We start from the raw sequence: 13,568 nt of genomic DNA, 5'->3' as shown, positions 1-13,568 counted from the left end.
CACCCCCCAGGTCATGTCTTCGACAGGGGGACACAGTCATGCCGGGCCCGGAGGCCAGCGGTCCCATTGCAGGACCGCGAAAAAGATAACGGGGGCCATGGCCTGGGACGAGTGGAAGCAGATCAAGGACGATGTGGCCGCCCAGCGCACGGACTCGATGCGGCTGAATCAGCTCGCCCCGGCGGCTGGGGGCGGCGGCGCCCCGGATCTCGCCGCGAGCCCGGAAAAGAAGCAGGCGGCAGCGAAGGCCATCAACGATGATCTGGAACCCGACGTCGAGAGGGACGGTAAGCACGCCGCCGAGAGCGTGAAAGCTGTGGTCAAGGAGCTCGGTGCCAGGGACGGGTACGGCTGGGACACGTCGGGTGCGTTGAAGAAGGCGCACCGGACGTGGGAGCAGCAGGTCAAGGCGCTGCTGGGTCGACTGGCGTCGGAGAAGCACGCCCTGAGCAAGACGGGCATCGACTTCCGGAACGACGACATCGGCATCGGCTCTCAACTGGGTCCGCCGTCCCCGATCGACGACTACTGACCAGCCGACCGACCGCCCCGGGGGATGCGTGCCGACCTATCACGAAGTGATGAGCAGCGACCTGTCCAAACTCACCGACGCCGCCGACAAGTGGGATGAGATGGCAGGCAAGTTCAAGGCGATCGAGGAGCAGTACGAACGGGATGTCCATGGCGTCGCACTCGGACAGTCGTGGGTCGGCCAGAGCGCCGATGCAGCGAACTACCGGTTCACCGTGACGCTCAAGGAGCTGCAGGGGGCTCAGCAGGAGGCCAAGGCGATTGCGTCCATCCTGCGGGATTCACACACCCAGCTGGCCGCCCTCCGTGGCAGGGTGAACACCGTGCGCACCGACGCGTTCAAGGGCGGCATGCGCGTCTCCGACCAAGGCGTGGTTTCGTTCGATACCGAACAGCTCAGTCAGAGTGCACGCAGTGCGTACGTGCATGACCCCGGCTACCAGGAAAGTGTGCACGCTCAGGTGACTCGGTGGGGCGATCTCCTCGACCAGGCGGTCCAGGCGGTCACTGACGCCGACGACGGCATCAGACTCGCCCTCGCAGCCGCCGTGGTCGACTCCGACATCATGGACGGGACCATGAACGGCTTCAACAGAAGCCCTGTGAAGAGTCCTTATCCCTCCCTGGAGGAGGCCGGCAAGGCCGCCAACATGCCGAAGGGGCGGGCCGCCGTGGCGGAGTGGTGGCGTGATCTCGATCCGGTGACCCGCGGCATCCTGCTGCGAGAGAGCGGCGACGACCTTCGAGAAGCAGGGATCATGGCCCCGCTGTACGAGTGGAGGCAGGCCGACGCCGGCTCGGGAGCATTCGACACGGAGCATCCCACCGCTCACGATCTCTGGGTCCTGACGCAGGCTCAAGCGATCGCCGCAGGTGGCGATGTCACAGGAGAGGTCGCGGCATCCCGCAACATGCAGCACTATCTCAGCGGCACCGGCGAGCCGCTCGACCTCGACGTCGACCGCATCCTGCACGACGATTCCGGGTTCCGGACCGACGTCGGCACGCTTCACGTCACCGAGAACCAGGAAGCATGGCGTCAGAAGGCCCTCGATGAGTTCGAGAAAGCCGGAGGCGACAGGACGGTCGTCGTTCCCGTGGAAAGCCAGGCAATCGGGCGTACCTTCGGGGAGGACGAATGGTTCCACGCTGTCGGGTCGCACCAGCAGAACGTGTCGGGCATGGTCACCGTCAGTCCGGGCGACGGCGGCAAGCCACAGGTCTCGCTCGACTACCAGGTCAACGTGTGGGACCGGTACAACTGGGACTCCGGAAAATCGACGACGTTCCCCGGTGGTGTCACCATTCCCGACGACGACATGGGGCGACTGCACAAGGTGGGCTTCGCCCAGGAATTCGATATGCGCGGTAGCAGCAGCACCTACACCCAGGATCTGAACAGTGGCTCAGCCCCCGGGGTGACACCGGCGGACCCTGGGCGCGAAGGGTCCCGCGGGGACGTCTCGCGCGGCGACGAGGAGAACCGGTGAACAACGGATCTGCCCTGCGGCCACGGCTGCTCGCGGCCCTCGGGGCCGCCCTACTGCTCACCTCCTGTTCGAGTGCCGGCGAGGATGATCACCGGACGACGGACGAGCGCGCCTCGCACTGGGGAAAGGACATGGGCGCCCCGGAGGCATCGGCGTTCATGAAGGTGGCGGTGCCCGAGAGCGCGACAGAGGTGAAGGGCGCCGTGCAGATCAATCCGCAGGAGGACATCTACCTGCTCTCTTTCGTAACCGACGAGAGGACCGCGGTGCGGGTAGCGGAGGACCTGCGTCCCGAGAAGCCCCTGCGCACCAGAAACCAGGACCTCCCGGCCCCCACCGAACTCTTCGGACACCTCGGCCTCGCCGAGCCCCAGAGCGAGAAAGGTGTCCGTTGGACCGGGGTTTGCCCGCCCTGCGTGGGGGACAGCCGCCGGAGCGAGGTCCAGTGGATCGAGATCCACGTTCTCGAACAGGACCGCGGCACAACCCGGGTGTACATGCAGGCGTTCTGACCGACCGGGAGAGGCCTGCGCCGCCCCGGAGCCCGGGACCTGGCGGCCGGCTCCGCGTGGGCCTTCCTGGTCTTCGCCAGCGAGGACGAGTAGCCCGTGCTGCTGGGCACTGCCACTCCCCAGCAGTACGCGGGCGGTCACGCCAGCGGCTTCGAGCGCCTCGACCTGGCGCGTGGGCAGGTCACCGCCCACGAGAACTGGCATCGGCATGAGGACAGCGTCTGCTGCCCGTCGGGCAAGGCCGTCACCGTCTCGCGGGTGGGCGACAAGACACCCTTGAAGCGGGGACACCACGCGTCACTGCCTGAAACCCACGCCCGGAGGGCACCGCGTCAGCGCATCCACCTCGACGAAGGTGCGGCGCGCTCCCCGGTGCCGGACCACGCGCCTGGGACACTGGGCCCGTCGGCACCCCGCCGCCTTGCCGGACAACGCGACCGCCGGTCCGGTCCGTCCCAACTCATCCCAGTGCCTGACGCCCTCAGCCACACGCTGACCACAAGCATCCGGTGCTGTTCGGACTTCAGCGACTGCCGGAGAACGCGCCGCGAAGAGCGGTCTCAAATCGACCAACAGCCGTGGGATCGTTCTTAACGGTCCCACACACGCCAGGCCCACAAAAGGCCAGCTCACAGCCATGTGAGATCTGCCCTGAAGGGCCGAAGCCTCACGTTCGCTGCACCTACGTGCGGCGAACGCTGCACGCAAAAACGCCCCGAAAAACGCGTTTCCCCAGGTCAGAACGATTCTGCCCGGGGACGCTCGGTGGGGCGGGTGGGACTCGAACCCATAAGAGTGACGCCCCTCACCTGCGACGATGCCAAAACAACGGACAAAGCAGCCCGTTTCCATCCGGCTGCATCCCTCTCGGTCCGGCTCGAACGGGGATTGGTTAGGCGTTCGCCACACCGCCCCTGTACACGTACAACAACTGGCTCCGAGGAGCGCAGAAAAAATCCCCGGCCGCGTTCCTGACTCCTCCTCCGAGACGGGAAAGACTACCGGCCTCGACCTGCCCCCTGTCACGCTGCGTAGTGCTCGATTTCTATGCCTGCGCGGAGCGGCCCACTTTGCCGGCTGCATCGCCGTCCCTGGCGGAGAGCGGACCAGCAAGCTACCGCTGAGCCCGGAGTCGGCTCTCTCGCCACTGGAGCGGCCGCTCAATCCGGCAGGAGTTCAGGCGCCTGTGACCACGCTCGGCTCGCCCGTGGTCCACAAGGTGTGCAATACACGGCGGTCGATGCGCCACCCGTTGCTGGTGCGGACGAATGAGTCCGTGTACGTGCCGCCGGTGTGGTAGAAACCGGTTCCGCGGTGGTGGTGGGCGATGATCTGTGTTCGCGTGCGTACTCCCTCGTCGGTGGGCTCGACCCAGATCGCTCCCAGGAAGTGCTGGGTGGCATCGAGCCGCCTCATGAGGTCGCCAATGGCACCTGCGATCCCGTTCGCACCCCGGGCCATCACGCCGGTGAAGTCCTCGCCGCCCGGGATGTAGCTCTCAAAGGTGTTTTCGAGCTCTGCGGTGTCGGTGAACGCGTCCGCAAGCTGACCGAAGTCACGGCTATCCAGCGCCTCCACATATCCAAGGATCACCGACCGGATCTCTGCTTCGTCGCGACCGTCGATCTGCTGGGTGTTCTGCGTCATTACCCTGTTCCTTTGCTTCTGTGGTGCATGAATTGGTCGTTGGTGGACGGGAGAAGTCAGGTCAGGGAGCAGCACGTCGCTGGCGTGCTGCGTGTCGATGTACTCGTCCGCACAGGCGACGCGGTCATCGCGGTCGCCGCGCCGCGGTGGCCCTGTCGGAGCAGCGTCTCGGTGAGTGACTGCCCCAGGCCTGCTCAGGCGGCGGTGATGTGCCAGGTGTGGGGATCGCGTGTCATGTCCGTACCTTCTGGGCGGCCGGCTTGTGACGGCCCGTCCGGTCGCGTGGTCGGTGGTGGGGGGGTGCGGTCACATCTGTCCCAGGCCGCCGTCGACGAAGAGTTCGGCGCCCGTGGTGAAGGAGCTCTGGTCGGAAGCCAGGAACACCGCGGTGGCGGCCACTTCCTCGGGGCGGCCGATGCGGGCCAGGGGGATGCTGCTGCCCATCTGGTCCCTGACCTGCTGCCGGGACTCGTCGTCGTGCGCACCGGCCGCGACGTAGGTGGCAGGGGTATCGATGGGGCCGGGGCTCAAAATGTTGACGCGAATACCGCGTTCAGTCAGTTCGTAGGCCCAAGAACGGCCCAGGCTGCGCAGGGCGGCCTTGGTCGCGCCGTACAGGCTCATCTGGGGAACGTTGCGGGAGGCGCTGACCGAACCGACGAGGATGATGGAGCCGCCGTTCGTCATCAGAGGCAGGGCCTTCTGCACGGTGAACAGCGCTCCGGCCACGTTGACGGAGAAATGCCGGTCGTAGTCTTTCTGAGTGATCTTGGTCAGAGGGATCACGCTGCCGCCGCCCGCATTGACGAAGACGATGTCCAGCCGGCCGTGACGTTGCCTGATCGCGCTGATTACCTGGCCGATGGCATGAGGGTCGGCGACGTCGCCCTGGACGCCGGCGGCCTGGGTGCCGAGGTTCTCGACGGCGGCATCAAGTTCCGGTCGCCGTCGGCCGGTGATGTAGACGAAGGCTCCCTCCTCGATGAAGCGCCGGGCGGTGGCCAGGCCGATACCTGCGGTGCCGCCGGTGATGAGAGCGACCTTGTCGGACAGCTGTCCCATGGTCAGTTCCTTCCTTCTGGTGTTGTGGCCGAGGCCCTGTGGTGTTCGTTGTGTCGGGTAGGAGATCGGAGCTGTCGGGCAGGCTCCGCCACCGGGCGGGTGAAGGTCGAACAGGCCCAGAGGCGTGGCGGCGAAGGTCGTGGCTGCCGCTACGCAGAAGGTCGGGCCCGGGCTGAAGGGGAAGGTGGCGGCGTTGTCACCTGCGGCATGTACGCGACGGTGATCGCGAAGCCGAGGGAGCCTGCGACCTGCTGGGTGGTCTGGAGTAGGCCTGACATGGAGCCGGCGTCTTCCGCTTCCGGACCGGGCCTGATCACCACTGCGGTCGGGGTGAAACCCATGGCCGCCCCGACGCTTTGGATGAGCAGCGCGGGCAGGACGGCCCGTGGCGTAGTTGCCGGCGGAGTCGAGGGCAGGGAAGCGACGAACTCACCGTGATCAGGGGCGCCCCAGTGAGCGTGAGTGAATGCGAAGCCCGACGCCAGGTGCCCAAATGCAGCGCGCGTTGGCAGTGCTGCACGACCACGAGGAGGATGGCCGATCAGGTGCCGCCGATGAGCGCCATGACGGCCGGCCTTCAGCCCAGCAGCAGCAGTACTGCTGCGAGAACGAAGGACAGGATCGGCCAGCGGACTCAGTGGTATGGATGAAGCCGTGGACGAGCGCGAGGGGTCCGCCGGTGGCGGCGGCATCCACGTGTTCTCGAACATCGCCACCGACCGCCCCCGCAACAGCAAAAGCCGGGGCCGACACCGGCTAACCCACCAGGTCACGCCCGGCCCGACCCGCACCAATACCCTCGGTGGAACGAGGCCCTCTTCAAGGCGGGACGACCGCTACTGTCCCGGACGAGCGCAAGCAGGAAAACGTGGCGTCATCGTCATTTCCGCTTCGGCCCTCGCTCGTACCGGTTACGCCGAGCGGCATCAGGCCGGGTTCTCGCAGAAGGCCTCCACGTTGTTGCCGTCCGGGTCCCGCACGAAGGCGGCGTAATAGCTGTCGTGGTACTGCGGCCACACCTTCGGCTGGTGCAGAACCGGCGCCCCCTGGGCCACGGCCGCGGCGTAGAAGGCGTCGACCGCGTCACGGCCGGGTGTCGCGAAGCCGAGGTGCGTCTCACGTGAGGGCGATGCCGGTCCGACAACCGGACTGATCCAGAACTCGGGGCGCCCGGGCCCGTAGCCGATACGCTGCTGGTGCTCGATACGACGACCGGCGCCCAGAGGTGCGAGGACGGCGTCGTAGAACGCCGCGCTCTTCTCCGGATCGGCGACCTGGATCTCCACGTGGTCCAGCACGTTTTCCTCCTCATGGTGGTGGTGCGGAACAAGGACGGAAACGATCAGTCCTGGTAGTCGAAGAAGGCCCTGATCTCCTTGAGTACGCGTCCGGGTGCCTCGTGCAGGAGCCAGTGCCCCACTCCCTCGACAGGGCTGCCGGTCGCGTGCGGAGCGGCGTCCTTGAGGGCAGTGTGGAACGCATCGAAGAGCTGCGCCTGGGCGATGATGTGGACGGGCATGTCCAGGGGCTTGAGCATGAGTCGGCGGTTGTCGGCCTCGTCCTGCGGCCATGCCTGGTAGTAGCGCGACCCGTTGTGCAGCACGCCCGGCCGGCCGTAGACGCGCGCGTACTCCTCGAGGCTCTTCTCCGGGGCCGGTGCGCCGAGAAGTTGATAGAAGTACGAGAGGAAGAGGCGCTCCTGTCCGGCTACGAGCTGCTCGAAGAGCGGTTCCTGCTGGAAGAAGGAGAAGTGGAACGACAGCGGCTTGAGCTGGTCGAAGGTGAGTGAACCGCCGACGAGGCCAAAGTCCATGATCATCAAGCCGTCGAACTGTTCGGGCCACTGAGCCGCAAGGGCATAAGCGACGGCGCTGCCGAAGTCGTGCGCGACCAACTGCACCCCCTCCTGGTGGCCGAGTTGGAGGAGCAGGCGGTGCACGTAGCGGGCGAGCGTGGCCTTGTCGTGCGAGGGCAGCTCACCGGTGGTGTCCCCAAGTCCCGGCAGGTCCACGGCGATGACCGTGTGGCCCGGCAGCAGGTCGGGCATGATCGCCCGATATTCGTACCAGCTCTCCGAGAAGCCATGGAGCAGCACGATGGTGCGGGGGCCATCGCCTCCGACGACGTAGTGCATCTGAAGGCCGTCGATGGTGGTGAAGTGGTGCTCGAAGTGCTGAGCGAACTCCGGGTCATCACGGGTGGCGGCGTCGTAGCCCTCGCTCAACGGGGCTTCTGAAAGGGAGTGGAGGTGTGCGGACATGAGGGTGCTCCTGGAAGTTGACAGGGGGTGCCGGTCGGCGCGTTAATGTAACGAACCTTGATACAGCTTACACAGTGTCGCACCGACAGGACCGGCCGTCCTGCGGAGCAAGGAAAAGCGGGCCCGTGGGGGCTCATCGCCGTTGATCCAAGAGGGACGGAGCCCCCCGGCGAGTGGTGACGGGACGGAACGAGTGCTCCCGCACCACACCTCAGGAGCCGGCCCCACCCGTGCGTTCACCCATTCCGGAACGGAGTCACATCAATGACGTCGGCATCGACATCCGCGAAACCGTCTCTCTTCACGCCCGATTCGCTCGGAGACATCAAGCTCGCCAACCGTGTCGCGATGGCCCCGCTGACTCGGATGCGGTCGGGCCCCTCCGGCATACCCGGCGACCTGATGGTCGAGCACTACCGACAGCGAGCGAGCCTCGGACTGATCGTCACCGAGGGCGTCTACCCCAGCCGCGAGTCGCAGGCCTTCGTGGGGCAGCCGGGCATTGTCACTGACGAACAGGCGGCCGGCTGGCGGCGGGTGGCCGAGGCGGTGCATGCTCAAGGCGGCCGCATCGTGATGCAGGTCGTGCACGCCGGTCGCGTCACCCACCCCGATGTCAACGGAGGGCGGCGCATCCTGGCTCCCAGCGCGATCGCGATCAACGGTGAGGGACACACGGAGAAGGGCAAGCAGCCCTACCCAGTGCCGCAGGCACTGACCGCCCCGGAAGCCCGAGCGGCACTTGAGGACTTCATCACGGCCTCCCGCCGGGCGATCGAGGCCGGCTTGGACGGCGTAGAGGTCCACGCCGCCAACGGATACCTGCTACACGAGTTCCTCTCCCCAGCGTCGAACCACCGCACCGACGAGTACGGCGGCACACCGACGAACCGGGCCCGCTTCGTCGTCGAGGTGGTCACGGCAGTGGCGAAGGCCATCGGCGCCGGGCGGGTCGGGTTGCGGATCTCGCCCGAACGCAACATCAAGGACGCCCTGGAGACCGACAGGGACGACGCCCTGGCCACCTACGGTCACCTACTGGACCAACTGCGCCCGCTAGGCCTGGCCTACCTTTCCCTCCTGCACAAGGAGCTGGGGGGAGAGCTGGCCCAGCAGTTGCGCCGGCGCTTCGGTGGCAAGTTGATGGCCAACAGCGGGTCCGTCTCGATCACGACGCGCGAGGAAGCGGTGGAGCTGATCGAGGCCGCTCACGCCGATGTCGTGGCCGTGGGCCGAGCGGCCATCGCCAACCCCGACCTGGTGGAGCGCTGGCAGGGCGAGCACCTGGAGAACGTGCCGCGCCCGGCACTCTTCTACACATCCGGCCCCGAGGGGTATACCGACTACCCGTTCCTCCAAGGCGAACATATCTAGGGATACGGGCGGGCCCGAGCCTGCCGTCGTTCGGCGCGGCCCGCTCGCTCGCTTTGTGGTCCGCCCCCGGGCTGCCACAAGGCCGCGTCGCGGCACCACGGCGTGGCAGTGCGGCGAGGTGAGGGGGTGGCGACACACCGCTGATGCGGGTCGCCGCCGACACCCACGGCAAAGTGTAATCAAAGCTGTTATATTTTATTTGAGCGGCTGGTGCAGCACCTCCGGCGTCCTTCACTGGAGGTGGCGGGCTCCCCGCAGCCTGCAGAGCCAGCCTCAGAGCAATTCTCCAAGGAGTGGGCAATGGGACAGCTTGACGGAAAGATCGCCCTGGTCACGGGCGGTACCACTGGTATCGGTCTGGGCGCGGCCCAGCGTTTCGCACGGGAAGGCGCCACCGTCTACGTCACGGGGCGCCGCAAGTCTGAGCTCGATGCCGCTGTGGCAGCGATCGGCGCGGACGCCGTGGGGGTGCAGAGCGACGTGTCCAGGCTCGATGATCTCGACGCCCTGTTCGCGACCATTAGGGAGCGCAGCGGACGGCTCGATGTGCTGTTCGCGAACGCAGGAGTGGGCGGCGTCACAGGCTTCGCAGACGTGACAGAGGAGGAGTACGAGCGAACGTTCGACATCAACGTCAAGGGCATGTTCTTCACTGTGCAGAAGGCGCTCCCACTCCTTCCCGAGGGCGCCTCGGTCATCCTCACCTCCTCGACCAATGCCTCCCAGGGCATTCCGGCGATGAGCGTCTACAGCGCCACCAAGGCGGCTGCGCGCAACTTTGCCCGGTCTTGGGCAGCCGAGCTGGCGGGACGCAAGATTCGGGTCAACTCGATCAGCCCCGGCCCCGTCGAGACCCCCGGTCTCCTGCGCTTCGCGGGTGACGACGCCGATGCGCAGCGCGAACTCAAGGAAAACTTCGCCAGCTCCATCCCCATGGGGCGGGTAGGGCACGTGGACGAAGTGGCCTCCGCCGCCGTCTTCCTCGCTTCCGACCAGAGCTCGTTCACCACGGGTGCCGAACTCTTTGTCGATGGCGGCCTCGCCCAGGTCTAGGAAGCAGACGGCCTGCAGGACGTTTCGCTGCGGACCGGACAGCGGCGAAACCGCCCTGCCGGAAGTGCGGACGGCGGTATACATGGGCGCCCCAGCTGCCCGCCCCGTAGGCGCGCACGGTCGCACTGCCCAGACGCGGTGACCATGAAATATCGGTGCAACGTCGGTCGTCGCGCTTTCCAGCGCTGGCGGAGCGGGGAGCTCCTTCGTGGAAAAGGGGTCAGGGGCGTGCGGCGTGTGCGTGAAAAGTCGCACGCGTTCGGCCGTGCACATCCTGACCTGGCTGGCGTGCGACCGGCGCGGCATCGACAAAGGGGAGACAACGCCCCAGCGCATCGCCGCCTCCCTCAGCGATCCCCTCGGCCAGGAGCTTGACCAGTGATCCCTGTCGGGCGTGTGCGATGTCCGCACAGCAGGGACGAACGGCGCAGCCCAGCTCCGCGAGCAACGTCGGCACGTGACTTGCTGCGGATGGCCTGCGTCACGATCGCGGACGCCCGAGCGGCATGCGACCCGGCTGGAGCACGCGGCGCCCGGTTTTTCTGTAACTGTTACAGTTTTTAGTGTCGCCGGCAGCGTGCGCGAGCGCCAGTCAGTACCGGCATCGACCGAGGGAGGCGAGCCCGCGTGAGCGCGAACAGCCGTATGAGCCTGGCCGTCCACATCCTGACCTGGCTGGCGTATGACCGGCGGGGCACCGACAAAGAGGTCGCGACGTCCCAGCGCATCGCGACCAGCGTCAACACCAACCCCGTCGTCATCCGGCGCTGCCTCGGGCAGCTCAAGGATGCCGGACTGGTAGAGGTCACCCACGGACGCAACGGCGGCTGGAACCTCGCCCGTCCGGCGGAGAAGATCTCTCTTCTCAACGTCTACCAGGCACTCCCCGAGGAGCCGATCTTCGGAATGCACGCCTCGGATCCCAACGCGGAGTGCTACGTGGGTTTCGGCATCCAGCACGCCCTGGGTCAGGTGTATCAAGAGGCGACTGAGGCTCTCTGCCGGTCACTGTCGGCCACCACCGTGGCAGACGTCCTGCGCGACACGCTGGCGTTCCACTCCGTATCCGCCGGGGCCCGCTGACCGTTCACGAGGTCACGCCACTCGGCCGCGGCAACTGTGGCCGTCGGCCCGGCGTACGGCGCTCCCTCTTGGCGTACCGGTAGGACGACTTTGCGTGCCTCGCGATCGCCCCTGGCTCGCGAGACACCAAGGTGTCGGCCGCACGACCGCCGACACGCTGGGCGCCTGATAGTCATACGGCCATCCACGTGAAGTTCCCTACCGGTCACGAAGGAACTCTCGTCGGTGGCGAGGAAGAGAGCCGCCGAGGCATCCCTGCCGGCTTCCCCGTACGACCGAGGGGGTCGTGGCCCAGCGTTCCCGGTGCGCTCAGCCTCCCCCGAGGTCTCGCCCTGGGATTCACGGAAGCCCCCGGTCTCGATAGGGCCGGGGCTGAGACCATTTACCCGGGCGCCTCGGCCACCCAACCCCTGTGCTCAGGAGCGTGCCGAACAGTGCGCGGCGGACCTGGATGCCGCGTACAGGCTTATACCAGGGTTGCCACCGTCAGCGCTCACCGAGCGACGGCACGCCCGATAACCGTCCCCCAGCCGGTGACGCGTGCTATCCGGTCATCCAGTTCTTCATGTTCACCCCTCTTCGTATCGGTCCTGCCACACGGGCGGGTGACACCACGAGGAGAAGCCCTGCATACGTCGCGGACGACGCGGGGCCTCTCGCGGTCGAAGTCCGGTCCGCCGTCGACAATTGCTAAAGTGTATCTATCCTAGTTACACTAACGGCATCGCTTCGACTACACGGCCGTGCCGGGCGAGAAGCAACTCCTCGCCCCTCGTGCAGGTGCCAGCTGCTCGCACGTGCGGCCTCCCTCCGCGTTTTCATCAACCATCCCCCTATGAGGTGGCATGTCCGTCTACACCGGCAGCGATGCCGATACATCCCCGGCCCCGACGGAACACCGCAGGGTGCCCACCGTGGCCGTGCCGCGCTTCGTCGCCCTGGCCACGGTCGCCATCCTGGCCACGCAGCTCATGCTGCAACTCGACGCGCAGGTGGTGACGGTCGCACTCCCCCAACTGCAACAGGATCTCGGCTTCTCCCCCGCCGGTCTGTCATGGGTGCCCAACGCCTACGCGCTGGCCTTCGGCGGACTCATGCTGCTCGGCGGTAGGCTCGGCGACGTTCTGGGCCGGGTCCGGGTCTTCACCATCGGAACGGTGCTGTTCGCCCTCGCGTCACTCGCCGCCGGCCTTGCCCCCGACGCGACGATCATGGTCGTCGCCCGGGTGGCGCAGGGAGTCGGAGCGGCCATCGCGGCACCGAGCATCCTGTCCCTGATCACCGCCATCGCCCGAGACGAGCATGCCCGCAGCCGGAACATGGCCCTGTTCACCGCCGCCTCCGCAGTGGGCTCGTCCTTCGGCCTGATCGTCGGTGGTGCGCTGACCGCCTTCTTCTCCTGGCGGTGGGGGCTGTTGATCAATTTGCCCATCGGGGCCGTCGTCGTTCTCGTCGTCCAATGGCTCGTCAAGGAGGACCGGCCGACCGGAGGCCGGGTGGACGTGGCGGGAGCGATCACCGCGACCCTCGGGTCGCTGGCCCTCGTCTACGGTTTCGTGCACGCCGCAGAGACAGGATGGGCCACCGCGGGAACGGTGGTCACCTTCGTCCTCGCTCTCGTCCTGCTCACCACGTTCGTCGCCGTCGAGCGGCGCGTCAGGCTCCCGCTGCTCGACCTCTCCCTGGTTCGTCATCGCAAGCGCGCGACGGCCCTGGGCGCCATGGGGCTCACCGTGGGGGTCCACTTCTCCCTGCTGTTCACGCTGGTGCAGTTCTACCAACGGGAGCTGGGCATGAGCGCCTTGGTCGCCGGCCTCGCCTTCCTGCCCCTGACAGGCACCATCCTGATCGTCACGCAGTTCGTGCCCGCATTCGTACGGCGGTTCGGAGCCGGTCGGTTGCTCGTCCTCGGCACGGCCCTGGTCACCATCAGCTTCGTCTGGTTCGCCGCCCTGGACGACTCCAGCACCTACGTCAGCGGGGTCGTGGCCCCTCTGGTGCTCCACAGCCTCGGTGTCGCCCTCGTGTTCACCCCCGGGACGATGCTGATCATGGAGGGGGTGCCTGCCCGGCACAGCGGGTCGATGTCCGGGTTTCTGCAGATGGTTCAGCAGGTGGGCGGCTCCCTGGGCATCGCCGTCATCGTCGCGGTCCACACGAGCGGCGGCGAGCCCGGCGCCTTCGTCCCCGGCCTGGCGGGTGCTTTCTGGACAGCGGCCGGCCTAGGTACCGCCGCCGTGCTCGTTGCCCTCTTCGGTCTCAGCACCCGACGCTCTCGGAGCTAGCCCGCCGGCTGACCGCGGGTGTGCACCACCCAGGTCGGCCCACCTTCTTCGACCGAGTGCCGCCCAGTGTGGTGGCAGCGGCGAACGCCAGCAGCTGCTTCCGCACTCGAGGGTGAGCCACTGGCTTCGGAGGACGGCACTGCTAGGCCTTCCCGAAACGGTCAACCAGGGCGACGGAGCCTTTTCCAACCTCATGTTGAGGCGTGGTGGAGGACGAGGACTGCCTTCACGATGTCGGTGATCCGGTTCGTGCTGCAGCGGAGCTTCCGCA

13 protein-coding genes are annotated in these 13,568 nt (G+C 66.9%); 8 read left to right on the top strand and 5 right to left on the bottom strand.

The genetic code is table 11. The features are described from left to right. Positions 1 to 97 precede the first annotated feature (97 nt). The 3 genes from ABT001_RS34815 to ABT001_RS34805 are packed head-to-tail and all read left to right on the top strand — an operon-like array spanning position 98 to position 2,533. Positions 98 to 532 carry a hypothetical protein gene (locus tag ABT001_RS34815; protein ID WP_351285587.1) on the top strand — a complete coding sequence of 145 codons (435 nt, stop codon included), beginning with the start codon at positions 98 to 100 and terminating at the stop codon, positions 530 to 532. Between the two features lie 49 nt (positions 533 to 581). Beyond that, entirely contained in the window at positions 582 to 2,021 is a 1,440-nt protein-coding gene (locus ABT001_RS34810; protein ID WP_351285585.1) for a hypothetical protein, read from the top strand. Next, positions 2,018 to 2,533 (top strand): hypothetical protein, encoded by a 516-nt coding sequence (locus ABT001_RS34805; RefSeq protein WP_351285583.1) that lies wholly within the window; start codon positions 2,018 to 2,020, stop codon positions 2,531 to 2,533. Before ABT001_RS34810 ends, ABT001_RS34805 begins: the two co-directional genes overlap by 4 nt. 1,176 nt (positions 2,534 to 3,709) lie before the next feature. On the opposite strand, the gene ABT001_RS34800 is transcribed toward ABT001_RS34805, so the two are convergent. From ABT001_RS34800 to ABT001_RS34785, 4 genes are all read right to left on the bottom strand, one after another. Further along, the gene (locus tag ABT001_RS34800; RefSeq protein ID WP_351285582.1) at positions 3,710 to 4,180 is read right to left on the bottom strand and encodes a nuclear transport factor 2 family protein; all 471 of its coding nucleotides are present in this window, start codon (positions 4,178 to 4,180) and stop codon (positions 3,710 to 3,712) included. 306 nt (positions 4,181 to 4,486) lie between these two features. Continuing rightward, entirely contained in the window at positions 4,487 to 5,242 is a 756-nt protein-coding gene (locus ABT001_RS34795) for an SDR family NAD(P)-dependent oxidoreductase (protein WP_351285581.1), read from the bottom strand. Between the two features lie 926 nt (positions 5,243 to 6,168). Beyond that, positions 6,169 to 6,540 (bottom strand): VOC family protein, encoded by a 372-nt coding sequence (locus tag ABT001_RS34790; protein WP_147985182.1) that lies wholly within the window; start codon positions 6,538 to 6,540, stop codon positions 6,169 to 6,171. Positions 6,541 to 6,584: 44 nt separating this feature from the next. After that, a complete protein-coding gene (locus ABT001_RS34785; protein ID WP_147985181.1) occupies positions 6,585 to 7,502 on the bottom strand; it encodes an alpha/beta fold hydrolase in 918 nt (305 codons plus the stop codon). Between the two features lie 264 nt (positions 7,503 to 7,766). Here ABT001_RS34785 and ABT001_RS34780 point away from each other — a divergent pair, with 264 nt between their 5' ends. From ABT001_RS34780 to ABT001_RS34765, 4 genes are all read left to right on the top strand, one after another. Beyond that, positions 7,767 to 8,876: an alkene reductase gene (locus ABT001_RS34780; RefSeq protein ID WP_351285578.1), complete on the top strand. Its 1,110-nt coding sequence runs from the start codon at positions 7,767 to 7,769 to the stop codon at positions 8,874 to 8,876. Between the two features lie 300 nt (positions 8,877 to 9,176). After that, positions 9,177 to 9,929, top strand: a complete 753-nt coding sequence (locus ABT001_RS34775) for an SDR family NAD(P)-dependent oxidoreductase (RefSeq protein WP_147985179.1) — start codon at positions 9,177 to 9,179, stop codon at positions 9,927 to 9,929. Positions 9,930 to 10,170: 241 nt separating this feature from the next. Further along, on the top strand, positions 10,171 to 10,311 hold the full coding sequence (locus ABT001_RS34770) for a hypothetical protein (protein WP_187281952.1): 141 nt from the start codon (positions 10,171 to 10,173) through the stop codon (positions 10,309 to 10,311). 245 nt (positions 10,312 to 10,556) lie between these two features. Continuing rightward, on the top strand, positions 10,557 to 11,012 hold the full coding sequence (locus tag ABT001_RS34765; RefSeq protein WP_147985178.1) for an Rrf2 family transcriptional regulator: 456 nt from the start codon (positions 10,557 to 10,559) through the stop codon (positions 11,010 to 11,012). Here the strand turns inward: ABT001_RS34765 and ABT001_RS34760 are convergent. Then, positions 10,907 to 11,419, bottom strand: coding sequence for an SDR family oxidoreductase (locus ABT001_RS34760; RefSeq protein WP_147985177.1), 513 nt, complete (start codon positions 11,417 to 11,419; stop codon positions 10,907 to 10,909). The two genes, ABT001_RS34765 and ABT001_RS34760, sit on opposite strands and share 106 nt — an antisense overlap. A 438-nt stretch (positions 11,420 to 11,857) precedes the next feature. Between ABT001_RS34760 and ABT001_RS34755 the strand changes: the two genes are divergently transcribed. Further along, a complete protein-coding gene (locus ABT001_RS34755; RefSeq protein WP_351285575.1) occupies positions 11,858 to 13,297 on the top strand; it encodes an MFS transporter in 1,440 nt (479 codons plus the stop codon). The last annotated feature ends 271 nt before the right edge of the window (positions 13,298 to 13,568 follow it).

The sequence above is a fragment of the Streptomyces sp. NPDC002793 genome (assembly GCF_040295485.1).
In the GTDB taxonomy this organism is placed as follows: domain Bacteria; phylum Actinomycetota; class Actinomycetes; order Streptomycetales; family Streptomycetaceae; genus Streptomyces.
Note: the sequence above shows the minus strand (reverse complement) of the source record. Positions and strands in the feature narration are given on the sequence as shown.